General features: G+C 69.7%; 21 protein-coding genes and 1 pseudogene. 10 read left to right on the top strand and 12 right to left on the bottom strand.

Annotation, left to right across the window (positions count from 1 at the left end):
• Position 1: 1 nt before the first annotated feature.
• Complete coding sequence (locus tag CWC38_RS01180; protein WP_121845022.1) at positions 2-304, top strand: AzlD domain-containing protein; 303 nt, start codon at positions 2-4, stop codon at positions 302-304.
• Positions 305-491: 187 nt separating this feature from the next.
• The gene (locus CWC38_RS01175) at positions 492-770 is read left to right on the top strand and encodes a DUF1540 domain-containing protein (RefSeq protein WP_121845021.1); all 279 of its coding nucleotides are present in this window, start codon (positions 492-494) and stop codon (positions 768-770) included.
• Between the two features lie 3 nt (positions 771-773).
• Here the strand turns inward: CWC38_RS01175 and CWC38_RS01170 are convergent, their stop codons facing one another.
• Positions 774-1622 carry a hypothetical protein gene (locus tag CWC38_RS01170; protein WP_121845050.1) on the bottom strand — a complete coding sequence of 283 codons (849 nt, stop codon included), beginning with the start codon at positions 1620-1622 and terminating at the stop codon, positions 774-776.
• A gap of 150 nt (positions 1623-1772) precedes the next feature.
• On the opposite strand from CWC38_RS01170, the gene CWC38_RS01165 reads away from it, so the two are divergent.
• The gene (locus tag CWC38_RS01165; RefSeq protein WP_240624981.1) at positions 1773-3068 is read left to right on the top strand and encodes a CapA family protein; all 1296 of its coding nucleotides are present in this window, start codon (positions 1773-1775) and stop codon (positions 3066-3068) included.
• Between the two features lie 68 nt (positions 3069-3136).
• On the opposite strand, the gene gatB is transcribed toward CWC38_RS01165, so the two are convergent.
• Genes gatB through gatC form a run of 3 tightly spaced genes read right to left on the bottom strand, consistent with a single transcriptional unit; the run spans position 3137 to position 6542 of the window.
• Complete coding sequence (gene gatB / locus CWC38_RS01160; RefSeq protein WP_121845020.1) at positions 3137-4642, bottom strand: Asp-tRNA(Asn)/Glu-tRNA(Gln) amidotransferase subunit GatB; 1506 nt, start codon at positions 4640-4642, stop codon at positions 3137-3139.
• Positions 4642-6243, bottom strand: a complete 1602-nt coding sequence (gene gatA, locus CWC38_RS01155) for an Asp-tRNA(Asn)/Glu-tRNA(Gln) amidotransferase subunit GatA (protein WP_206059833.1) — start codon at positions 6241-6243, stop codon at positions 4642-4644. The genes gatB and gatA overlap by 1 nt, the downstream gene beginning before the upstream one ends.
• Positions 6244-6245: 2 nt before the next feature.
• Positions 6246-6542: an Asp-tRNA(Asn)/Glu-tRNA(Gln) amidotransferase subunit GatC gene (gatC, locus tag CWC38_RS01150; protein WP_121845018.1), complete on the bottom strand. Its 297-nt coding sequence runs from the start codon at positions 6540-6542 to the stop codon at positions 6246-6248.
• Between the two features lie 105 nt (positions 6543-6647).
• Here gatC and CWC38_RS01145 point away from each other — a divergent pair, with 105 nt between their 5' ends.
• Positions 6648-7205 carry a hypothetical protein gene (locus CWC38_RS01145; RefSeq protein WP_240624980.1) on the top strand — a complete coding sequence of 186 codons (558 nt, stop codon included), beginning with the start codon at positions 6648-6650 and terminating at the stop codon, positions 7203-7205.
• A 165-nt stretch (positions 7206-7370) separates the two neighbouring features.
• A complete protein-coding gene (locus CWC38_RS01140; RefSeq protein WP_121845016.1) occupies positions 7371-8432 on the top strand; it encodes a calcium:cation antiporter family protein in 1062 nt (353 codons plus the stop codon).
• An 80-nt stretch (positions 8433-8512) separates the two neighbouring features.
• Here CWC38_RS01140 and CWC38_RS01135 read toward each other — a convergent pair whose 3' ends face one another.
• Together CWC38_RS01135 and CWC38_RS01130 are read right to left on the bottom strand one after the other, a co-directional pair.
• Positions 8513-9211, bottom strand: coding sequence for a maleylpyruvate isomerase family mycothiol-dependent enzyme (locus CWC38_RS01135; protein ID WP_121845015.1), 699 nt, complete (start codon positions 9209-9211; stop codon positions 8513-8515).
• 201 nt (positions 9212-9412) lie between these two features.
• Positions 9413-11557: an ABC transporter ATP-binding protein gene (locus tag CWC38_RS01130; protein ID WP_240624979.1), complete on the bottom strand. Its 2145-nt coding sequence runs from the start codon at positions 11555-11557 to the stop codon at positions 9413-9415.
• A 71-nt stretch (positions 11558-11628) separates the two neighbouring features.
• Here CWC38_RS01130 and CWC38_RS01125 point away from each other — a divergent pair, with 71 nt between their 5' ends.
• Positions 11629-12297 (top strand): PH domain-containing protein, encoded by a 669-nt coding sequence (locus CWC38_RS01125; RefSeq protein WP_121845047.1) that lies wholly within the window; start codon positions 11629-11631, stop codon positions 12295-12297.
• Here CWC38_RS01125 and CWC38_RS01120 read toward each other — a convergent pair.
• The 3 genes from CWC38_RS01120 to CWC38_RS01110 form a co-directional block, all read right to left on the bottom strand.
• The gene (locus CWC38_RS01120) at positions 12282-13382 is read right to left on the bottom strand and encodes an ABC transporter permease (protein WP_240624978.1); all 1101 of its coding nucleotides are present in this window, start codon (positions 13380-13382) and stop codon (positions 12282-12284) included. The two genes, CWC38_RS01125 and CWC38_RS01120, sit on opposite strands and share 16 nt — an antisense overlap.
• On the bottom strand, positions 13379-14914 hold the full coding sequence (locus CWC38_RS01115; protein ID WP_121845014.1) for an ABC transporter permease: 1536 nt from the start codon (positions 14912-14914) through the stop codon (positions 13379-13381). Before CWC38_RS01115 ends, CWC38_RS01120 begins: the two co-directional genes overlap by 4 nt.
• Before the next feature lie 108 nt (positions 14915-15022).
• Entirely contained in the window at positions 15023-16810 is a 1788-nt protein-coding gene (locus CWC38_RS01110; protein WP_121845013.1) for an ABC transporter family substrate-binding protein, read from the bottom strand.
• 273 nt (positions 16811-17083) lie between these two features.
• Here CWC38_RS01110 and CWC38_RS01105 point away from each other — a divergent pair, with 273 nt between their 5' ends.
• The gene (locus CWC38_RS01105; RefSeq protein WP_121845012.1) at positions 17084-17647 is read left to right on the top strand and encodes a LapA family protein; all 564 of its coding nucleotides are present in this window, start codon (positions 17084-17086) and stop codon (positions 17645-17647) included.
• 118 nt (positions 17648-17765) lie between these two features.
• On the top strand, positions 17766-19979 hold the full coding sequence (locus CWC38_RS01100) for an NADP-dependent isocitrate dehydrogenase (protein WP_121845011.1): 2214 nt from the start codon (positions 17766-17768) through the stop codon (positions 19977-19979).
• 142 nt (positions 19980-20121) lie between these two features.
• Here the strand turns inward: CWC38_RS01100 and tpx are convergent, their stop codons facing one another.
• The gene (tpx, locus tag CWC38_RS01095; RefSeq protein WP_121845010.1) at positions 20122-20619 is read right to left on the bottom strand and encodes a thiol peroxidase; all 498 of its coding nucleotides are present in this window, start codon (positions 20617-20619) and stop codon (positions 20122-20124) included.
• Positions 20620-20756: 137 nt separating this feature from the next.
• Between tpx and CWC38_RS01090 the strand changes: the two genes are divergently transcribed.
• A complete protein-coding gene (locus CWC38_RS01090; RefSeq protein WP_121845009.1) occupies positions 20757-21743 on the top strand; it encodes a malate dehydrogenase in 987 nt (328 codons plus the stop codon).
• Positions 21744-21898: 155 nt separating this feature from the next.
• On the opposite strand, the gene CWC38_RS01085 is transcribed toward CWC38_RS01090, so the two are convergent.
• Both CWC38_RS01085 and CWC38_RS01080 read right to left on the bottom strand, forming a co-directional pair.
• A complete protein-coding gene (locus CWC38_RS01085; RefSeq protein ID WP_121845008.1) occupies positions 21899-22417 on the bottom strand; it encodes an O-acetyl-ADP-ribose deacetylase in 519 nt (172 codons plus the stop codon).
• Positions 22418-22572: 155 nt separating this feature from the next.
• Positions 22573-22959, bottom strand: coding sequence for a YchJ family protein (locus CWC38_RS01080; RefSeq protein ID WP_121845046.1), 387 nt, complete (start codon positions 22957-22959; stop codon positions 22573-22575).
• Positions 22960-23042: 83 nt separating this feature from the next.
• On the opposite strand from CWC38_RS01080, the pseudogene CWC38_RS01075 reads away from it, so the two are divergent.
• A pseudogene (locus CWC38_RS01075) lies at positions 23043-23168 on the top strand (IS5/IS1182 family transposase); the annotation flags it as partial.

Genomic DNA, 23168 nt, shown 5'->3' with positions numbered 1-23168 from the left:
CGTGATTGCCGCCATTCTCGTGTGCGCCGCCGTGACCTTTGCCCTGCGCTTTCTCCCCATGCAGGTGGCCCACCGTTTCCGCAACCGCGAGGACCTCACGGAGTTCTCCACGCTGCTGCCCGCCGGGCTCATGCTCATCCTGGTGGCCTACACGCTGGTCGAGGCGGACTCCGGGACACAGCTGAGCCGGCTGGTCCTTGCGGCGGTGGTGTCCGTGCTGGTGAACCTGGCCTCCAAGAACTTCCTGATCAGCTTCCTCGCGGGGTTCGCGGCCTACTCCCTGGCCGGACTGGTGCTGTCCTGATTAGGGAAATGTCCATTTCCGTAATTCGCTGAGCATGCCCTGCATTCACTCGAACGTAATGCAATCCAATTAGCAAACAATGCTGTGTCGTAAGGTAGAACTTACTAGTCACATTCCGGAAATGCCTTTAGTGTTCTTTTCATCACGACCGATGCCACGAGCACCACACGAGTCACAGGAGAAGATCATGGCCACTCTCACCGCTGTTTCCACCTGCACCGCCACCGGCTGCGCCTTCAACGACAACGGCTGCACCGCACCCGCCATCACCGTGGGCGGTCAGGGTTCCGACGCCTCGTGCACCACGTTCATCTCGCTCGACGCCCGTGGCGGTCTGCCCACCGCCAACGGCCAGGTGGGCGCGTGCCAGCGCCTGGAGTGCACGCACAACAAGGACCTGCTGTGCACCGCATCCGCCATCGAGGTCACCGCGGACGCGAACTGCGGCAGCTACGAGGCCGAGTAGGACTCAGGCGGCGGACCGCACCCCGAGCAGCGTTCTGAGGTGGGCCGCCGCGCCACCCGGGGCGGCGCTGCGGAGGTCGAAGGGCACGAAGTAGACGCTCGTCTCCTCCGCCCCGTGGCGCAGGACCGTGACGCCCGTGCGGTCCACGTCCACCACGAAGTCGCGCTCCAGCGTGTGCTGGCAACCGCCCAGGGACGGTGTGCGTGTGAGCAGGTGTGCGGGAATCCAGCCCTGCTCCGCGGCGTCGCACAGGGCGGCGAGGTCCAGCCGGTCCACGTCCGTGACCGCATCCAGGGCCGCCGACTCCAGCTCCTGCACGTACCCGGACGCCACGGCGCCGTTGCGGCCGTGCTGCTGGAGGTGGGCGAAGGCCAGGGGCGTGGCACCGGTGCCGTCGTGGAGGATCACGCGAGCGGTGTCCAGCACGGCCAGGCGGCCCCCGGGCGCTCCGGCCACCGCGGCCACCAGATCCGGCAGCTCACCGCTCCCTCGCAGCAGCTCGGCGTCCAGGGGGTGCAGCCACTCGAGGCTCGCGAGCAGATGCATGCTCGCCGCGACGATCCGCACGTCCGGCTCCGGAGCGATCTTGGTGATGTCCACGCGCACGTCCATCGGCTCCCCCGGAACCAGCGCGTCGGCGCCCACCTCCGCGGGTCCGACAGTGGTGGCCACCACGAGTTCCCCGCGGCGCGTGAGCCCGTGGGCCACCGAGGTGACAGTGGGCTGACCCTCCAGGCGGTACGCCACCACGGAGGCCTGCCCGGCGCCCGAGAGCATGCGGTGCGCGAGCGAGACCGCCCGCTCCTCGACACCCGCGTGGGCGGCACCCGCCCCGTTGTCGGTAGGACCCACGTCCGTCCCCACTTTTCCGCTCGACACCAGAACTTAGGAAAGCCTTACCTGAGCATGATGTCCGGCCCCGGCAGAAAACGCAATTTCGTCAGATTCATGTGACGTAATGGGGCATGATCTGGCTCACGGCGTGTGCGATAGCATCGCCGGATGGTTGTCCGCACACCGTCCTCGCGCCGCTCACGTGCTCGCCGACGGGCCGGTTTCGCCCTCCTCACGACGGGCGCCCTGCTGCTCTCCGGCTGCGGTGCCCCCGCAGAGAATCCCGGAGAGGCCCCGCAGAGCGCGGGGGCGACGTCGTCCCCCCGCGCAAGCGAGGAGCAGCACCGCACCGGCGCCGGGAAGGGACCCGAGTGCCCCGAGGACGCATGCCTGAGCCTGGCGGTCTCGGGCGACCTGTTGCTGCACGAGGGGCTGTGGAGCCAGTTCGCCGCGGATCCGCAGCGCGCGCACGGCGCGAACTTCGACTTCGCGCCCCTGCTCCAGCAGCAGCGGGCCTACCTGGACCGCGCGGACGTGGCCGTGTGCCAGGCGGAGACGCCCGTGGCGCCCGCGGGCGGTCCCTACGCCGCGTACCCGGAGTTCAACGTGCCGCCGGAGATCCTGGGCGCGGCAAAGGACGCGGGCTACGACGCGTGCACCTCAGCGAGCAACCACGCGGTGGACCAGGGGGTGGCCGGCGTGGAGCGGACCATCGAGACGATGGACGCGGCCGGGCTGCAGCACACCGGTTCCTACGCCTCGCAGCAGGAGGCGGAGCAGCCGATGGTCGTGGACACCCCCACCGGAAAGCTCGCGGTGGTCACGGGGACGAACAGTCTCAACGAGAAGCCCCAGGACACCCCGTGGCGCATCGACCGGCTGCGGGACGGCACGGACCCCCGCGTGGGAGAGGACACCGCGGCCCAGGACGTGGCCCACGCCGTGGCCCAGGCGGAGAAGGCCCGCGAGCAGGGCGCGGACGTGGTGGTGGCCGCCATGCACTCGATCAAGGAATACACCGACACGGCGGACGAGTACCAGAAGCGCACCGCCCACGCCCTCGCGGCTTCTGGCGCCTTCGACGCGGTGTACGGCCACGGCTCCCACAGCGTGCAGCCCATCGAGAACCACCGCGGCACGTGGATCGTCTACGGCGTGGGCAACAACGTCACCGAGACCGCCCCGCCGGTGGCCGAGAGCAACAACCAGGGGATCGTGGCCCGCTTCCAGTTCGCGCGCGGCGCGGACGGGCACTGGCGCGTGAGCGACCTCGCGTGGGTGCCCAGCTCCAACACCCGGGCCGGACGGTACGCGTGGTGCCCCGTGGCCTCGGACGCCCCGTCCGGCGTGTGCCGCTCGGACGCGGAGGACCGGGCGATCCGCGAACGCATCGCGGGGGTCGTCACCACCGACTCCGCACGGGAGCACGGGCTGCACGAGTGGCGGCTGAGCGACGAGCTCTAAACCGGCACGGCACCGGCCCGGTTCCCCGCGCGGGGAACCGGGCCGGTGGCCAGAAGTAGCGCGGGGCGTCAGCCCTGCACGCCGAGCTTCTCCAGGATGATCTGCCGCACGCGTCCGGCGTCCGCCTGACCGCGGGTGGCCTTCATGACGGGACCGATCAGCGCGCCCACGGCCTGGACCTTGCCGCCCTTGATCTTCTCCACGACGTCCGGCATCTGGGCCATGGCGTCGTCCACGGCGGCGCTCAGGGCGCCGTCGTCGGAGACGACCCCGAGACCGCGGGCCTCGACGATCTCGCCCGGGGTGCCCTCGCCCGCCACGACGAAGCCCAGCACCTTCTTGGCGAGCTTGTCGTTGATCTTGCCGTCCGCGATCAGCGCGTCCAGCTCGACCACGTGCTCCGCGGTGACGGGCAGCTCGGCGATCTCCACCTCGCGCTGCTTGGCGAGGCGGGCGATCTCGCCCATCCACCACTTGCGGGCGGTCGCGGCCGTGGCGCCGGCGGCAATGGTGCGCTCGATCTCGTCCAGCACACCCGCGTTGACCACGTCCCGGAACTCCTCGTCCGAGTAGCCCCAGTCCGCCTTGAGCCGCTTGCGGCGCTCGGCCGGCGGCTCGGGCAGGGTAGCCCGGATCTCTTCGATCCACTCCGCGGTGGTGACCACGGGCACCAGGTCCGGCTCGGGGAAGTAGCGGTAGTCGTCCGCGTCCGACTTGGGGCGCCCGGCGGTGGTGGAACGGGTGTCCTCGTGCCAGAACCGGGTCTCCTGCGTGACCTTCTCCCCAGCGGCGAGCACGGCGGCGTGGCGCTGGATCTCGTAGCGCACGGTGCGCTCGACGGCGCGCAGCGAGTTCACGTTCTTCGTCTCGGAGCGCGTGCCGAACTGGGTGGCGCCCTTGGGCATCAGCGAGACGTTCGCGTCGCAGCGCACGTTGCCGCGCTCCATGCGGGCGTCCGAGATGCCGAGGTTCCTCACGATCTCCCGGATAGCCGCCACGTACGCGCGCGCCAGCTCCGGAGCCCGCTCCCCCGCACCCACGATGGGCTTGGTCACGATCTCGATGAGCGGCACACCCGCGCGGTTGTAGTCCACCAGGGAGTACTGCGCGTTCTGGATACGCCCGGCGTCACCGCCCATGTGGGTCAGCTTGCCGGCGTCCTCTTCCATGTGGGCGCGCTCGATCTCCACGCGGAACTCCGTGCCGTCCTCGAGCTCGAGGTCCAGGTACCCCTCGTACGCGATGGGCTCGTCGAACTGCGAGGTCTGGAAGTTCTTGGGCGTGTCCGGGTAGAAGTAGTTCTTCCGCGCGAAGTGGCACCTCTGCGCGATCGAGCAGTTCAGCGCGAGGCCCAGCTTGATCGCGGACTCCACGGCCTTGCCGTTGACCACGGGCAGCACACCGGGCAGTCCCAGGGACACCGGCGTGATGTTGGTGTTCGGCTCGTCCCCAAAGGTGTTGGGCGCGGCGTCGAACATCTTGGTCCGGGTGTTCAGCTCCACGTGGACCTCGAAGCCCAGCACGGGCTCGAAGCGCTCGAGGGCCTCCTCGAAGGACAGCACGTCCTGACTCATCACTTGCCTCCCTGCGCGGCCGTGGCCGCAAAGTCACGAACGGTCCCGACGACGTCGCCGCGGTGCCGCCACAGCGGTCCGCCCCAGTTCTCGGTGAGCAGCCGCTCCAGCCCGGCTCCGGCCCGGTACACCCGGGCGTCCTCGCGCGCGGGCGCCATGAACTGGATGCCCACGGGCAGCCCGTCCTCCGGTGCCAGCCCACCGGGCAGCGAGAGCGCGGGGATTCCCGCCAGGTTGGTGGGGATGGTCGCGATGTCGTTGAGGTACATCTGCATGGGGTCCGCGGACTCGTCCACGCCGCCGATGTCGAACGCCGTGGTGGGTGCGGTGGGAGAGATCAGCACGTCGGCCTTGTCGAAGGCCGCCGCGAAGTCCCGCTGCACCAGAGTGCGCACCTGCTGGGCCGAGCCGTAGTAGGCGTCGTAGTACCCGGCGGACAGCGCGTAGGTGCCCAGGATGATGCGGCGCTTGACCTCGTCCCCGAAGCCCGCGGCGCGCGAGGCGCCCATGACCTTCTCGATGGTGGGCGTGCCCTCGGGCGTGACCCGCAGACCGAACCGGACGCCGTCGTACTTGGCGAGGTTGGAGGAGACCTCCGAGGACATGATCAGGTAGTAGGCGCCCAGGGCGTACTCGAAGTTGGGGGCCTCGACCTCCACGATCTCCGCACCGGCGCCGCGCAGTAGGTCCAGGGACTCCTCGAAGCGCTGCTGCACTCCCGCCTGGAAGCCCTCACCCGTGAGCTGCTTGACGACGCCCACGCGCAGACCCTCGAGTCCGCCGTCCGCGGCACCGGCACGCGCGGCCTGCGCGTAGCCGCCCACGGGGTCCGGGAGCGAGGTGGAGTCCGCGGGGTCGTGGCCGCCCACGACCTCGTGCAGCAGGGCGGCGTCGAGCACCGTGCGCGAGCAGGGGCCCACCTGGTCCAGGGACGAGGCCATGGCAATCACGCCGTAGCGCGAGACCGAGCCGTAGGTGGGCTTCACGCCCACGGTGCCGGTCACGGCCGCGGGCTGGCGGATGGAACCGCCGGTGTCCGTGCCGAGCGCGAGCGGCGCCTGGAACGCGGAGACCGCCGCGGCCGAGCCACCACCGGAGCCGCCGGGGATCTTGGTGAGGTCCCACGGGTTGCGCGTGGGGCCGAACGCGGAGTGCTCCGTGGAGGAGCCCATGGCGAACTCGTCCAGGTTCGTCTTGCCCAGGATGGGCATGCGGGCGGCGCGCAGCTTGCGGGTCACCGTGCCGTCGTAGGGGCTCATGAAGCCCTCCAGCATGCGGGAGGCCGCCGTGGTGGGCTGGCCCTTGGTGACGATGAGGTCCTTGACCGCGACCGGCACACCGGCCAGCTCGGGCAGTTCCTCGCCCTTGGCGCGGGCCTCGTCCACCTCACGGGCCACCCGCAGCGCCTCCTCGGTGTTGCGGTGCAGGAAGGCGTTGAGCCCGTCCGTGCCGCGGGAGCGGTCGGCGGCGTCCAGCGCGGCACCGTCCGTGGCGGCGATCTGGTCCAGGTGCGCCTGGACGGCGTCCACGGAGGACACCTCGCCCGCGGCGAGCTTCGACGCGAGGTCCGCGGCGGAGAGTTCGACGATCGACTCGGCCATGATCACTCCCCGTCCAGGATGGCGGGGACCCGGAACTTGCCGTCCTGGGCGTCCGGGGCGTTCAGGAGCGCCTCGTCCTGCGTGAGCGTCTGCCCCACCACGTCCTCGCGGAAGACGTTCTGCAGGGGAAGGGGGTGGCTCGTGGCGGGGACGTCGGGTCCGGCGGCCTGGCTGACGGAGGCCACGGAGGAGACGATCAGCTCGAGCTCGCCGGCCACGCGGGCCAGCTCCTCGTCCGTCATCTCGATCCGGGCCAGCTCCGCCAGGTGCGCCACCTGGTCGCGAGTGATCGCAGACATGCATGCTCCTGGTCTTGGCTGAGTGGTTCCGATCCAGTCTAGCGAGCGCCTACCCTGGACTCAGCACACCATCCGCCCCTCCACCGTTCTGAGGAGTCCTCCTTCGTGGCACAGTTCTCCGCTCGCCCTGCACGACGCCGCACCACGCCCGCCCGGGGCACGTCCCGGATGACGAAGGCGGAGGCGGCCCGCGCCCGCGCGGACCACGACAACGCGTGGCGCCAGTGGATCTCGGACTCGGCCGTGGAAACCGTGGACACCGCGCTGAGCCACGTGCAGGCCGTGGTGGAGGAGCAGGTCGCGGCGTACGGCGCGTTCCCGGCGTTCCTCGTGACCGGCGGCAAGGACGGCGAGTTCGAGCTGAACTCCGTGGACCCGCAGGAGGCCGCGGACATGCGCCCCGAGCAGATCCTGGACACCCTGCGCGCCATGGCGCGTGAGAAGGCACCCCAGATCCTCGTGGCCGCGCTCGCCTACCCCGCCACCCTCCCGGACCGTTCCGGCGCCACCGCGGTGATCGTGGAAGTCGAGCACCGCGAACGGCTGAGCCTGGAGGTCGTCCAGGAGTACAAGAAGGTCGAGGCCAAGGGCCGGACCTTCGTCAACTTCGACGACCCACACACCGACCGCGCGGACGCCTGGCTCTTCGGCGTGCGCGACTGAACCGTCCCGCCGCGTCCCGGCGCAGCCTCCCCGCTCCACCGCACCTCGTCGCGGCCCTCGCGCCGCACACGGTGCCGGGACGACCCGGTCACCGTTCCACGCCCCCGGGGACGACCCTGCCCCTCGCGGGGCCCACCGGGTCCTGAGGAACCAGGTGATCCTCCGATGCTCCCCACCCTGCGCCGTGTCCTGACCCCGCTGGCGCTCGCCCGGCTCGCGGTCGGGTGGCTCGCCGTCGTCGTCCTGGCCCTGCTCTCCGGGCCCCTCACCCCGCCCGTGCCCGTGCTTCCGCTGGTGCTCGCGCTCGCGGCCATCGTGGGGGTCATCCTCTTCGCCTCCACCGGGGTGGTCGCGCAGGCGGAGCACGTGGCGGAACGACTGGGAGACCCCTACGGATCCCTGGTGCTCACGCTGTCGATCGTGGTGGTGGAGGTGGTGCTGATCTCTGCGGTGATGCTCGGCCCTGGCGAGCACGGGAGCATCGCGCGCGACTCCGTGATGGCCGTGGCCATGATCATCCTCGACCTGGTGATCGGGCTGTGCCTGGTGGTCGGCGGGCTGCGCCACGGCGGGATGGTCCCCAACCACGCCGGAGCGGCGGCGTACCTCTCGCTGCTGCTGGTGCTCGGCGGCTACGCGTTCTTCCTCCGCCGCCAGACCGGTGTGCAGGCCGGCGACTTCACGGAGGTCGACCCCCGGATCCACCGTGCGGAACGGAGCGCTGCAGCTGCGTCCCCCAGCACGTCGGCGCACGGCTCCGTGTTCCACGAACACCGCGCAGAACTCCTCTCCCGGCTGGCTCTGCTGGTCCTCACCGCCTTGCCCGTGGTCTTGCTGCCCCACAGCATGGCCGCGCTGCTCGACGACGGTCTGGGCAGGCTGGGTGCCCCGAGCGCTCTCGCGGGGGTGCTGATCGCGGGCATCGTCTTCCTTCCGGAGTCCATCACCTCCGTGCGGGCGGCACTGTCCGGCGAACTGCAACGGGTCAGCAACCTGTGTCACGGGGCCCTGGTGTCCACTCTGGGGCTCACGATCCCGGCAGTGCTGGTCATCGGCATGTTCACGGGGCAACCCGTGGTGCTGGCCCCCGAGCCTGCGGATCTCGTGCTGCTCGCGGTGAGCCTGCTCCTGTCGGTCGTCACGTTCACCGCACCGCGCGCCACGGCGGTGCACGGGGTTGCCCACCTCGCCCTGTTCGCGGCCTATGCCCTCGCAGTGCTCTCGTGACCGCAGCGCACGTTTCCTGAACCGCCCGGGAGGGTCTTGGCCGGGCCGGAGGGCCCGCCCACCGTGGCAGAGGCCTCAGCTCACCAGGTGGGCAGCTCGGGCAGCGCGCCCTCCGAGCTGACGCCCTCTTTCCTGCCCCGGGCCAGCCACAGGAGCATCCCCACGCGGTCCCCGGTGACGAGCTGACCACCGTCGCCGATGATCCACTCGTCGTGCTCCGTGGTGCGCAGCGTCATGCCCGGTGCGCCCTTCGCGCGCATCGCACGCACCGCGCCCTCCAGGGTGTCCCGGGCGGACTCGGTGTCCGCATCTGCCAGGGTCCAGGACGTGTCGAGGTCGTCGTGGTGCATCACGAGCTCCGCGATCCGCACCGCCGGAATGGTGGCGGCAGTGATGGGCTTGCCGTCCAGATCGAGATCCTCTGCCCGCAGCGCCCCGGAGAGCCGTTCGCACTGCTGCGCGAAGTACGCGGCGTTGTCCTCCGAGAGCCGGATGAGCTCCTCCCGCGGCAGGTCCGCCAGCTCGTCGATCTCCGCGTCCCGCGCGTCACGGGACGTGTAGGGCTGCTGGGGCTCGCCCGTGACGGCCCACTCCACGAGCTTGGCGATGGCCCGGGCGTTGGACGCGAGGTGGGCGACCACGTGCGCGCGGTCCCAGGACCCGCACAGCGAGGGCTGCGTGAGCTGCGTCGCGGACAGGGACCGGACGGTGGAGAGGTAGGCGCCGGTCTCGCGCCGCAGGCGGGCGAGGTCGGATGAGAGTCGCGTGGGGTTCACCATGGCGCCAGCGTCACCAGCGACTGCGCGGAAAACCCATGGGAACGGGACGCCATCCGGTGGATGACGTCCCGTTCCGTGCTCCTGGGCCGCAACGCGGCAGGTCCGAGTGCCCGCGAGCCTGGACGACCGGTCGGTCGCGGGCCGGCGCGGCGTCGGCTGCGGTTCGACGCCCTGCAGGCCCGACGCCGCCGCGACCCGCCGCTACGACACGTGCTGCGCCATCTGCTGACGCAGCTCGCGGCGCACCCGCTGAGCCTCGGGCGAGGGCACCGGGACGGCTGCGAGCAGCCGCTTGGTGTACTCCTGCTCCGGGTGGCGCAGCACCGCCTCACGCGAGCCCTGCTCCACGATGTGCCCGTGCTGCATGACCACGATGCGGTTGGCGAGCCGGTCGATCACGGCGAGGTCGTGGGTCACGAACAGGCACGCGAAGCCCATCTCCTGCTGCAGCTCCTCGAACAGGTCCAGCACGGTGGCCTGCACGGAGACGTCCAGCGCGGAGGTGGGCTCGTCCGCCACGAGCAGCTTGGGTTTGAGGGACAGGGCACGGGCAATGCCCACGCGCTGCTTCTGACCGCCCGAGAGCTCGTGCGGGTAGCGGTTGCGGTAGTTGCGCGGCAGGCGCACCTGGTCCAGCAGCTGCTCGATCCGGTTCTGCAGCTCCGCACCCTTGGCCGCACCGGCCAGGAACATGGGCTCTCCGATGGACTCGCCGATGGGCAGCCGCGGGTTCAGGGAGGAGGACGGGTCCTGGAAGACCATGCCCACGTCCTTGCGGACCTTGTTGAGCGTGGACCGGGAGGCCCCGGCCAGCTCCACGCCGTCCACCACCAGGGAACCCGCCACCGTGGGCAGCAGACCCACGGCCGCACGGCCGATGGTGGTCTTGCCGGAACCGGACTCGCCCACCAGGCCCACGGTCTCCCCCGCGGCCACGGTGAGGCTCACGTCCTCCACCGCGCGGAACGCCGGGTTGCGGCCCTGCTTGGGGTACTCGATCGCCACGTCCTTGAGCTGCAGCACCGGGGCCACCACGCGCTGCGCGAGGGTGTCCATCGAGGCCTCCTCGGCCGTGCTGCGGTCCGGGGCCAGGGGCATGGCGAGGGAGCGCTCGAGCACCGCCACCATGTCCACGGACTCGTCGGACTCGTTGCCCTGGCCCAGGTGCGGTACGGACTCCAGCAGGGACCGCGTGTAGGGGTGCTGCGGCGCGGAGAAGATCTGCTCCGCCGTGCCCTGCTCCACGATCACGCCCTTCTGCATGACCGCGATCTTGTCCGCGAGGTCCGCCACCACACCCATGTCGTGGGTGATGAGGATGACCGCGGAGTCCAGCTGGTCCTTGAGGTTGCGGATCAGGTCCAGAATCTCGGCCTGCACGGTCACGTCCAGCGCCGTGGTGGGCTCGTCCGCGATCAGCAGCTTGGGGTCGCAGGACAGGGACTGCGCAATCATGGCGCGCTGCCGCTGACCGCCCGAGAGCTGGTGGGGGTAGGAGCGGAACGCCTTCTCCGGGTCCGGCAGCTCCACCATGGTGAGCATCTGCTTGGCGCGCTCGGTGGCCTCCGCCGGGGAGACATCCCGGTGCAGGCGGATGGTCTCCACGATCTGCTGGCCCACCGTGTACACGGGGTTCAGTGCGGTCATGGGCTCCTGGAAGATCACGGCGATCTCCTCGCCGCGCACGCGCCGCAGCGCGTTGCCCCGCAGCCCGATCAGCTCCTCGTCGCCGAGTTTCGCTGAGCCGTTCACCCGGGCGTTGGAGGGCAGCAGACCCAGCATGGACATCGAGCTCGCGGACTTGCCGGAGCCGGACTCGCCCACGATTGCGAGCACCTCGCCCGCAGCCACGTCGTAGTTCAGGTCGATCGCGGCCGGGACCCACTCGCGGTCCACGCCGAAGTCCACGGACAAACCGCGCACGCTCAGCACGGGCTCACCACGCGCCACGGTCTTGCGGGTCCTACTCCTGCGAGCGGTGGGTTCGGGACGCTGGGCCCGGCGGCCGCGGCGCTTCTCGGTGCCCGCGGCGCTCGCACCCGCCCCGGCCGCGGCCACGACCGCGGTTCCTCCGGCGGCAGGCTCCCCGCTCGCGTGCGCCCCGGCCGCCGTGGCCCCGCCCGCCGCGATGCCCGCGGACGAGGTTCCGGGGACGGCGGCACCGGACGCGGCGGCGTCGGCGTCCGGTGTGGCCACGCGGCCGTCCCCGGCCCGGGCGCCGTTCCACGGTGCGTTGTGCTCGGGCGCGGTGGTCTCGTCGGGGTTCACGGAACCGGGGTGCTCCCCCGCGCCGTGCGGTTCGGGCGTGCCCTCGGGGAGGTCACCGGGCTGGTGCGAGGTGCTCATCGTGTGTGCTCCATCGTGTCGAGAAGGGGGCGCGCCGTCGTCCCGTGCGCGCATTGCCTAGCATGGGGGCCATGCCGAAGACCCATGACGAACCCGCCGGGGCCGCGGCCCACGAAACCTTCCGAGCGGCGTCGGCGCCGTGGCTGACCGGATTCCTGGTGGTGCTGGGTCTCGTGGTGGCCGTGACCGGGTGGGGTCACACGGCCGCACACCACGCGGCCTCGGTGTGCGGGTGCCTCGGGCTCGCGGCCCTCGGGTACGCGCTGTACTGGCGCCCCCGCCTGGAGATCCACCCGGGGGAGGTGCGCCTGGTGAATCCCGCGCGCACCGTGGCCGTCCCGTGGGGCCGGATCGTGGACGTGCGCACGCGGTTCGCGGTGACGATCGCCACCGAGGACCGGACCTACTCCAGTTTCGCGCTGCCCGCGGCGGGCGCCGGCGCGACGTTCCGTGCCGGTACGGACGCCGTGAACCGCAACCACCCCATTGCCCGTCCCGACGGGAGCGTGCGTCCGGGTGACCTGACCTCCACGGCGTCCGGCGCCGCCGCCCACCGTGTGCGCACCGAGTGGCAGCGCAGGATCGAGACCGGCGAGCTGGACGTCTTCGCCCGTGACGGACAGGTCGAGCCCGTCCGCATCCGCGTGGTGGCAGGCCCGCTCGCGGCGGTCGTGGTGCTCCTCGCCGCGAGCGGGGTCCTGTACACCGTGGGACACCCGGCTGGTCATCGGGTGGCCTGACCCGCGGCACCCGGCTGCGCGGCGTCGGCGAGCGGGGTCCGGAGGGTGTCCGTGCCCGAGCCGGCCTCGCGGGCGCGCTTGGGGTTGAACTTGCGCTGGCGCGGGTCGAACGCGTCCCGCAGGCCGTCGCCGATGAAGTTGATCGACAGTGCAATGGCGACGATGAACACACCGGGCCACCAGAACAGCCACGGCCGGGTGGCGAAGGCGGTCTGGTTCTCGTTGATCAGCCGACCCAGGGACCAGTCCGGGGCCTGGATGCCCAGACCCAGGTAGGACAGCGAGGTCTCCAGCAGGATCGCGGAGGACATCAGCAGCGTGATGTTCACCGTGATCACGCCCACGGTGTTCGGCAGGATGTGCTTGAAGATGATCCGGCCGCTGGAGGCGCCCGCCAGGCGTGCGGCGTCCACGAACTCGCGCTCGCGCAGGGTGAGAAACTCACCGCGCACGAGACGTGCGAGGGGCGGCCAGGAGGCCAGACCGATCAGCACACCCAGGGCGAGCACCGTGGCAAACGTGGGCAGCCCGTGCGAGCGCACCCAGGAGATAGCCAGCCGGCCCAGCAGCGCCGCCAAGATGACCAGCGGGATGATGATGATGACGTCGGTCAGGCGCATCAGCACGGCCTCGGTCCAGCCTCGGAAGTAGCCTGCGAGGCCGCCCACCACCGTGCCTACGATGCCCGCGATCAGTCCCACCACGATCATCACGATCAACGAGTACTGGGTGCCCTGCATGCACATGGCGAACAGGTCCCGCCCCAGGTTGTCCTGGCCGAACGGGTGCTCCCCCAGCGAGGGCGGCAGCAGCGACAGGGTGGGGCGACCACTGTTCATCACCGTGCCGGTGGCGTCCGGGCTCCACTTCCACCAGCCCGGGATGGGGCCGATGCCGATGGAGGTCACGGAGAGGACGACGATGAACAGGAGCACGACCACGGAGACGACCGCGCCGGTGTTGCCGAAGAAGCGCTGGCGGACCAGCTGTCCCTGGCTCTTGCCGCGCACGTCCTGGGGCTTTTGCCCCTGCTCGGGAACTTGTTCCACGGTCTCGGGAACGTCGATGGGTTGTGGCTGGCTCATGCTTTCACCCTCACACGCGGGTCGAGTACGGAGTAGACCAGGTCTGCAATCAGGTTGAAGACCATGGCCACGATGCCGGTGACGAGGAAGACACCCATCACCGGGTTGGGATCCACGTTGCGCACCGCCTGCACGAAGAGCTGTCCCATGCCGGTGAACGCGAACACGGACTCCGTGATGATCGCGCCGCCGATGAGCCCGCCGATGTCGTAGGCCACGAGGGTGGCCAGAGGGATTAGCGCGTTGCGGAAGGCGTGACGCATGACCACAGTGCGCTCGGACAGCCCCTTGGCACGAGCGGTGCGCACGTAGTCCTGGCCCATGATCTCCAGCATGGACGCCCGCGAGTACCGGGAGTAGGAGGCCAGTGCCAGCAGGGTCAGACAGATGGTGGGCAGCAGAAGGTGGGTGAAGCGGTCCAGCCCGGTGGCCCAGAAGTCACCGGTGAACCCAGGGGTGCCCGAGTTCGCGGTGGCGATGGGGCGACCATGGATGTGACTCGAGTTCACGTATTCCGGCCAGGACTGCATGAAACGGTCCAGGATGATCAGCAGGGCGACGAAGAACCCGGTGACTCCCGCCACGCGGGCGCCCTGGCCGCGGTCGTAGCCGCCGGCGAGGTACCCGATGGCAGCGCCCGCAGCGGTCATGACCACGGTGAAGACGAGAATGGTGAGGAATCCGCCGTTGCTCAGCATGTCCTGCACCAGGAAGTAGACCGCCAGGCCCACCACCACGGTGCCGAGCGCGGCGTACAGCGCGCGCCTGTTGCGCAGTCCGGCCATCAGGATGGTGGCGATCACCGCCACCAGGATGCCCGTCAGCGCGATCAGCGGAATGCCGAGGAACGGGTGGTTCAGCCAGTCGGTGGCGAGCACGAAGTAGATGATGCCGAAGGTCACCACGAAGCCGAGTGCCCCCATGAGGAGCCTGGTCTTCATCTGTCCGAAGGAGACCAGGAACCAGATGACGCCCGCCACGAGTGACATCACCACGATGGTGGCCATGGAGAGCACGGGTTTTTGCAGGAAGTCGTTGAACTGGATGGCCACCACTTCCTTGAGCAGCACCGCGAGCCAGAAGCTCGGCAGGGAGAAGCACAGGAACGTGAAGAACGTGATGCCGTAGTCCAGACCCGAGTACTGGCGCAGAGCGGAGACGATGCCCAGGGTGATCCCCACCACGATCGCCAGGATGGTGCCCACCGTGACCAGCATGATCGTCTGGGTCATGGCGAAGCCCAGCAGCTCGGTGACCTGCTGGCCGTCGCGGCTCACGCCCAGGGAGCAGGTGTCCGCGAAGGGGACGAGGCACCCGGCCGCGCCACCGAGCCACGTGAAGTAGCGCAGCACGGGCGGGGTGTCCAGGTTGAGGGCCTCCACGCGCGCGGGGATGAGCTGCTGTGCGTTGGGGTTGCCGTAGAGGTCCCACAGGGGGTCTCCGGACGCCGCCGTCATGAGGTACACGATGAACGATGCGCCCAGCAGGATGAGCACGGCCGTGATGAGCCGTCTGAGAATGTATGAAGTCATGTTGCTGCCTCTGAACGAGTGGTGGTCACGACGCTGCGCGGACGCGGGAGGCCCGCGCCCGCGCAGCGGTCATGAGGGAAGTGCCTCGGTCAACGGTTCTCGACCGTCCTACTTGCGGCTCCACTCGGAGACGTTCCAGAACACACCGGTCTGATTGGGCTGGTACTTGTCCACGCCGGAGATCTTGTCCGAGGTGGCCACGTAGCCCACGGACTGGAACAGCGGCAGGCCGTACGCGTCCTCGAAGGTGTGCTTGTCGATCTCTGCGATCTGGTCCACACGCTTGGACTCGTCCAGGTTGGTGCGGGCCTCGTCCACGAGCTTGTCGACGTCCTTGTTGGAGTACTTGCTGTAGTTGCCGCCACCGCCGGTCTTGAAGATCTGAGACAGCATCTCGGTGCCCACGCCCGGGGAGACCCAGCCGAAGAGGGAGGCGTCGTAGTCGCCGTCGGAGAGCTTCTCGGACCAGTTGGGGTCACCGAGGTCCTGCACCTTGAAGCCGGCCTTCTCCGCGGACTCCTTGATCAGCTGGAAGGTGTCCGTGCGCTGCGGGTTGCCGTTGTTGAAGAGGATGCGCACGGTGGGCGTCTTGCCGCCGAGCAGCTTCTTGGCGCCCTCGATGTCCGGTTCGCCGTACATCTTCTCGGCACCGTTCACCTCGGTGGCCTTTTTGTATGGCTCCCCCTGACTGGAGACGTACATCTGGGAGTTCAGCACCGAGGCGTCGTCCTTGACCGGCTTGATGAGCTGGTCCACGATCTTCTGGCGCGGGACGGTCTTCAGGAACGCCTCGCGGACATCCTTGTCCTTGAAGGTGTCCGAGCCGAAGTTCAGGTCCAGGTGGTCGTACGCGAGCTGGTCGCCCTTCTGGACATTCACGTTTTCGATCTGCTGCACCTGGTCCAGGGTGTCCTTGTTCACGTTGTTCGGCTGCATGATGTCCACTTCACCGTTGCGCAGCGCCTGGATCTGCGCGGTGGCGTCACCGATGGTGCGCAGCGTGATCTCGTCCAGCTTGCCGGGCATGCTGCCCTTGTAGTTCTCGTTCTTCTTGAGGGTGATGGAGTTGTTCTCCACCACGTTCTCGATCTTGTAGGGGCCGTTGGAGACGAGAACGTCCTTGTCGTCCGGGGTGGAGGTGAAGTTGAAGGCGGTGTCCCACGCCTTGCCGATCTTCTCCAGCTCGGGCTGCTTCTGGGGGCTCTTGGGATCGCCCTTCTTCTGGTTCTCGAGCACCTTGAGCAGCTCGTCTTCGGACATGCCGGCCTTCTTGGCCACCACGTGGGCGGGCATGAAGGAGTTGGAGTCGAAGGCGATCTCCCAGTCCGCGTTGGGCTTGCCCCACGTCACGGTCATCTTCTTGCCGTCCTCGGAGAACTTGGGCATGTCCGTGGTGTGCAGGATGTCCGTGGAGCCGGCAATCGAGAAGTAGTCCTTGCCGGTTTTGGCCTCCTCGTCCGCGTCATTGGCGTACCCGGAGAGTTCGCTCCACCACAGCATCATGTCGGCCTTGTCGATCTTGTTGCCGTCGGACCACTGCGTGTCCTTCAGTTCGTACTCGACCGTCAGAGGATCGTCGGAGACCTTCTTGTAGGTGCCGAACCCCTCGTTGGGGTGCAGCTTCTGCTCCGTGTCCACATTGGCGAAACCCTCGCGGGTCATCGCGGCCACGTGACCGTTGATGTCCAAGTTGGTTTTCGTGTAGCCCGCGTTGGCGCCGGAGAACTTGTTCGTCTCCGCGACGGTCACCACGCCGCCGTCCTTGCCTGCCGCGCTGCTGTCACCACCGCCCTTGCTGTCGTCCCCGCCACCGACGCTCGCGCAGCCGGTCAGCGTGAGTGCGGCGATCGCCGCGAGGGACACGGCGGCCTTGCCCTTGAAGGTGTACTTTCCCATGACGTTTCCTCCTGATGTGGTGCCCATGGAATGTGTGTTGCACCCCCGGTGGTTGTTACCCCGAGCCGTGGCTGGCGTCACCGATGACTGTGGTGCGTCTCACAATGAATGACAGGTTACCCGCCGCTAACCGATTCGGGGAAAAATGCCAGCGTGTCGTCGGGAGGTTTTGTTTTCGGGCGTGTCGTGACGCCACACCTACGCCGCCCACCTCGTCGGTGCCCTGGCCTACGCTGGTGCCACCCAGCACACGACTTCCCCGGGAGGACCCCAATGAGCAACACCCCGCACGACCGCCCCGCCGCTGCCCGTGAGACCGCGGCGTCCGACGCCGGCGGCGTCCGCCCGGACACCGGTGCCGTCCCCGTGTCGAACCCCCAGACCGGGCACCTGGGTGACGCGCCCGGGGAACCCGCCCGATCGGCGTCGCCCGCCGCCGCGAGCCACGACGACGCCGCGGTGCGCCCGGGTGCCGACACGCACCCCGATGCCGGGGGACGCGCCCCGCGGGGCACCGCCGCGGCCGAGACCGTGGACCCGGCCCTGGACGCTCCCGCCAAGCGCGGCGTCTCCGGAACGGTGTGGGCCGCGCTGATCGCCGGCGTGGTGGTGCTGATCCTGCTGCTGGTCTTCATCCTCCAGAACAACGTGCCCGCGCACTTCGAGTACATGGCGTGGTCCTTCAACCTGCCGCTCGGCGTGGCCATGCTGCTCTCGGCCATTGCCGGGGCGCTGATCATGGCGCTCGTGGGCTCGGTGCGGATGTTCGGCCTCAGCCGCCGGCTGCACAAGCTCGAGAAGGAGCGCGAGCGCATCCGGCACACCCTGGGCAGCTGACGCCGGAGAGGGTGGTCACACCCGCGGATCCGCGCCCGTCACGGCGGGGCCGCGCGGGCGGGACAGCGGTAGGCTGACGGGTAGCCCCAGTGACCGTCTATGCAAGGAGTCATTGTCCATGCCCAAGATCATCTACACCGAGACCGACGAAGCGCCCATGCTGGCCACCTACTCCTTCAAGCCCATGGTCGAGGCGTTCGCGTCCACGGCCGGGGTGGAGGTGGAGACCCGGGACATCTCCCTGGCCGCCCGCATCCTGGCGCAGTTCCCGGACCGGCTCACCGACGAGCAGCGCGTCCCGGACACCCTGACCGAGCTGGGGGAGCTCGCCAAGACCCCGGAGGCCAACATCGTGAAGCTTCCCAACATCTCCGCGTCCATCCCGCAGCTGAAGGCGACCATCAAGGAGCTGCAGGCGGACGGCTACGACCTGCCGGACTACCCGGAGGACGCCTCCACGGACGAGGCCAAGGAGATCCGCGCGCGCTACGACCGCGTCAAGGGCTCCGCCGTGAACCCCGTGCTGCGCGAGGGCAACTCGGACCGCCGCGCCCCCAAGGCGGTGAAGGAGTACGCCAAGAAGCACCCCCACGCCATGGGCGCGTGGTCCAAGGACTCCAGGACGAACGTGGCCACCCTCGGCCACGACGACTTCCGCAGCAACGAGCAGTCCGTGGTGATGCCCGCGGACGACACGCTCACCATCCAGCTCGTGAGCGGCGGCGAGACCACCGTGCTCAAGCAGTCGGTGCCCGTGCTCGCGGGCGAGGTGGTGGACGCGACCTTCATGAGCGCCGCCGCACTGGACGAGTTCTTGAAGGCCCAGGTGGCCCGCGCGAAGGAGGAGGGCATCCTGTTCTCCGCCCACCTCAAGGCCACCATGATGAAGGTCTCGGACCCCATCATCTTCGGCCACGTGGTCAGCGCGTTCTTCCAGGACGTGATGCAGCGCTACGGCGAGGACCTCGCCGCGGCGGGGCTCTCCCCCAACGACGGTCTGGCCGGGATCCTCTCCGGCCTGGACGCGCTGGAGAACGGCGCCGAGATCAAGGCCGCCTTCCAGGAGGCCATCGACCACGGCCCCGAGCTGGCCTACGTGAACTCGGACAAGGGCATCACCAACCTGCACGTCCCCTCGGACGTGATCGTGGACGCCTCCATGCCCGCGATGATCCGCACCTCCGGCCAGATGTGGGGCCGCGAGGGCGAGCAGAAGGACACCCTGGCCGTGCTGCCGGACTCCTCCTACGCCGGCGTGTACCAGGCGGTCATCGACGACTGCCGCGAGAACGGCGCGTACGATCCCACCACCATGGGCACCGTCCCGAACGTGGGGCTCATGGCGCAGAAGGCCGAGGAGTACGGCTCCCACGACAAGACCTTCGAGATCCAGAAGGCCGGCACCGTGCAGGTGGTCAACTCCGCCGGAGACGTGCTGATGTCCCACGAGGTCCAGCCCGGTGACATCTGGCGCGCCTGCCAGGCCAAGGACGCCCCCATCAAGGACTGGGTGCAGCTGGCCGTGCGCCGTTCCCGCGAGTCCGGGATGCCCGCGGTGTTCTGGCTGGACGAGTCCCGCGCGCACGACCGCAACCTGATCGAGAAGGTCAACACCTGCCTCGCGCAGGAGGACACGGACGGGCTGGACCTGCGCATCCTCTCCCCCGTGGAGGCCACGAAGTTCACCATCGACCGGATCCGCCGCGGCGAGGACACCATCTCGGTGACCGGCAACGTGCTGCGCGACTACCTCACGGACCTGTTCCCCATCCTGGAACTGGGCACCTCCGCGAAGATGCTGTCCATCGTGCCGCTCATGAACGGCGGCGGGCTCTTCGAGACCGGCGCCGGCGGGTCCGCGCCCAAGCACGTGCAGCAGCTGCAGGCCGAGAACCACCTGCGCTGGGACTCCCTCGGTGAGTTCCTGGCGCTCGCGGCGTCCTTCGAGCACCTGGCCAGCCGCTACGACAACGCCAAGGCCCAGGTCCTCGCGGACACCTTGGACCGGGCCACGGGCACGTTCCTCGACGAGAACAAGTCCCCGTCCCGCAAGGTCAACGAGCTGGACAACCGCGGTTCGCACTTCTACCTGGCCATGTACTGGGCCGAGGAGCTCGCGCGGCAGACTGAGGACGCCGAGCTGGCCGAGGCGTTCCGCGAGATCGCCTCCGAGCTGCGCGCCAACGAGGAGACCATCAACGCCGAGCTGCTGGGCGTGCAGGGCTCCCCCGCGGACCTCGGCGGCTACTACTGGCCCAAGCCGGAGCTGGTCTCGGGCGTCATGCGCCCGTCCGCCACGCTGAACCGGATCATGGACTCCCTCACGGCCTGATCCGCTCCGCGCACGACGACGCCGCCGCGTCCCCTTCCCGGGGCGCGGCGGCGTCTTCTCTGGGCCGGTACGAAAAGTGCGGGTCAGGACTCGGCGACGGCAGCGGCGTCGTACCGCCCGGCGCAGCCCGCAGTGGTGCGGGTCAGGAGAGGGCGGCCACGGCGGCGTCGTAGTCCGGCTCGTCCGTGATCTCCGGGACGAGCTGGGTGTGGACCACCGTGCCGTTCTCGTCCACGACCACCACGGCGCGCGCGAGCAGGCCCGCGAGCGGGCCGTCCGTCATGTCCACGCCGTAGTCCTCCCCGAACGAGGAGCGGAAGGCGGACGCGTTGACCACGTTGTCGATGCCCTCCGCGCTGCAGAAGCGGGCGTGGGCGAACGGCAGGTCCTTGGACACGCACAGCACGGCGGTGTCCTGCAGCTCGGTGGCGCGCCTGTTGAACTCCCGGACGGACTGGGCGCACACGCCCGTGTCCAGGGACGGGAAGATGTTGAGCACCATGCGCTTGCCGGTGAACTCGTCCGAGGCCACGGCGGCGAGGTCCGCGCCCACGAGCTCGAACGGGCGGGCGGTGGAGCCCTCGGCGGGCAGCTCGCCCACGGTGTGCACGGGATTTCCTTGGAATGCGGTGTCAGCCATGTCCTCATTGTGGCCGCGCGGCCCCCGCAGACACAGGGGCTTCCGCCGTCCGCTGAACGGGTACCGCTGATAGCCTCGGGGCACCGACGTCCCTGTGACGCACCACACGCGCGTCACGCACTCGAGGAGGAAACACCGTGAGCCTCTCCCCCGTCACCGTTGCCGTCACCGGAGCCGCTGGTCAGATCGGCTACAGTCTGCTGTTCCGCATCGCCCACGGGGACCTGCTGGGCCGCGAGCGCCCCGTGCGGCTGCGGCTGCTGGAGATCCCGTCCGCGCTGCCCGCGCTGGAGGGCACGGTCATGGAGCTGCAGGACTGCGCGTTCCCGCTGCTGCGGGACGTGGAGATCGGCTCCGATCCCCGCTCGGTGTTCGACGGCGCCCAGCTCGCGCTTCTCGTGGGGGCCCGCCCGCGCGCCAAGGGCATGGAGCGTGGAGACCTGCTGGAGGCCAACGGGGCGATCTTCACGGAGCAGGGCCGGGCACTCAACGACGTGGCGGACCACGACGTCCGCGTGGTGGTCACCGGCAACCCTGCCAACACCAACGCGTTGATCGCCCAGCGCAACGCCCCGGACACCCCCGCCACACGGTTCAGCGCGCTCACCCGCCTGGACCACAACCGGGCCGTGGCCATGCTGGCCGCCGAGACCGGGACGTCCGTGGAGGACGTGAAGCACCTCAGCGTGTGGGGAAACCACTCCGCCACGCAGTACCCGGACCTGGACCACGCGAGGGTCGCGGGCCGCCCGGCCCTGGACCTGGTGTCCCGCGACTGGGTGCAGGACACGTTCATCCCCACCGTGGCGCAGCGCGGTGCCGCGATCCTGGCGGCACGGGGAGCGTCGTCGGCGGCGTCCGCGGCGAGCGCGACGATCGACCACGCGAGGGACCTCATGCTCGGCAACCAGCGCGGGGACTGGACCTCCATGGCCGTGGTCTCGGACGGGTCCTACGGGGTGCCGCGCGGGCTCGTCAGCTCGTTCCCCGTGACCACGTCCGGCGGGGACTGGTCCATCGTGCAGGGGCTGGAGATCTCCGAGTTCTCCCGCTCCCGCATCGACGCCTCGGTGGCGGAGCTGGAGGCGGAACGCGCCGCGGTGACGGAGCTGGGCCTGATCTGAGGGGCCGGACCGCACCGACCGCGGGGCGGCCGCGGGCAGGTCCCGGGCCGCCCGCGCTGTGAAGTGGAGCAAATGCACGGCGGGCCCGTTCCCGGTGCATTTGCTCCACTGGAAAGCGTCTACCGCCAGCTGGGGTCGGCGTTCTGCGGGACGCGTCAGCTCTGCGCAGCGTCGAGGGCTGCCTGGAATGCGGTTTCTGCCTCTGGCGAGAACGGGACGAAGACCACCGTATCCACGTCCGTGTCCGCGGCCAGGACCGTGTCCACCGCGATCTGCGTGGCACCGTCCATGGGCCAGCCGTAGATGCCCGCGGAGATGGCGGGGAAGGCCACGGATGTCGCGCCGATCTCGTCCGCCACGCGCAGCGATTCCCGGTAGCAGGACGCCAGGATGTCGCTCTTGTCCTTCGTCTTGGCGTAGACCGGTCCCACCGTGTGGATGACCCACCTGGCCGGGAGGTCGTAGCCGTCCGTGGCCACGGCCTGACCGGCGGGGAGACCGTCCTGGAGCGTGGTCTCCCGCAGCTGCCTGCACTCGGCCAGCAGCTGCTTACCGGCCGCCCGGTGGATGGCGCCGTCCACTCCCCCGCCGCCCAGCAGCTTGGAGTTGGCGGCGTTGACGATCGCGTCCGTCTGGACCTTCGTGATGTCGCCCTTGCGGATCTCAATGTTCATGGGGCAACCCTACTGCCGGGCCCGGGAGCCGGCACCGACCCAACGGGTGGGAGGGGTGCGTGCACACCGGCGCACTCGGCTGCGCACCCGCGCCCCGGGGCCGGCACCGGTCACAGGGGTGGACGGGCCCTGCCACCGCCGGCGCGGGCGAACGATTACCGGGAGACGGGACCCACGTACATCCAGCGTCCGGCCCGGCGGGTGAACTCGGAGATCTCGTGCATCGCGCCCGGCCGACCACCGCTCTCATGGGCGGCCGTGAACTCCACGATGCCGTGCTCGTCCTCGGGTCCGCCGGCCACGGTGCTCTCCACGCGCAACCCCGTCCAGCGGGTGTCGGGGTCGATGGACGTGTCCGCGGGCCGGGTACGGGGATGCCACGTGCGGAACAGGTGGTCCTCCGCCCCCGTGGCGAACGCCGTGTACCGCGAGCGCATCAGGGCCTCCGCGGTCTCGGGCCACGCCTCGTTCGTCAGGGCCGGCCCGCAGCACTCGGCCAGGGATGCACCGGCAGGGACTCCACCGCAGGGACACACAGTCATGGTCACCGAGGGTACCTGGAACACACCGTGCACCTAGGGCGTGTCTGACAAAGGTTGGTGGCGGGGTCTGAAACGATCGTGGCGTGTCACGTTTTCAGGTTCTCTCGGATGCCCAGTGGTCACTGATCGCGCAGTTGCTGCCCCGCCCGACGGGCAAGCCGGGCCGCAAGTTCTCCGACGCGCGCACGATGGTTGAGGGCATCGTGTAC

Source organism: Kocuria tytonicola (assembly GCF_003687455.1).
Lineage (GTDB): Bacteria > Actinomycetota > Actinomycetes > Actinomycetales > Micrococcaceae > Kocuria > Kocuria tytonicola.
This window is presented reverse-complemented; position numbering and strand designations above follow the sequence as displayed.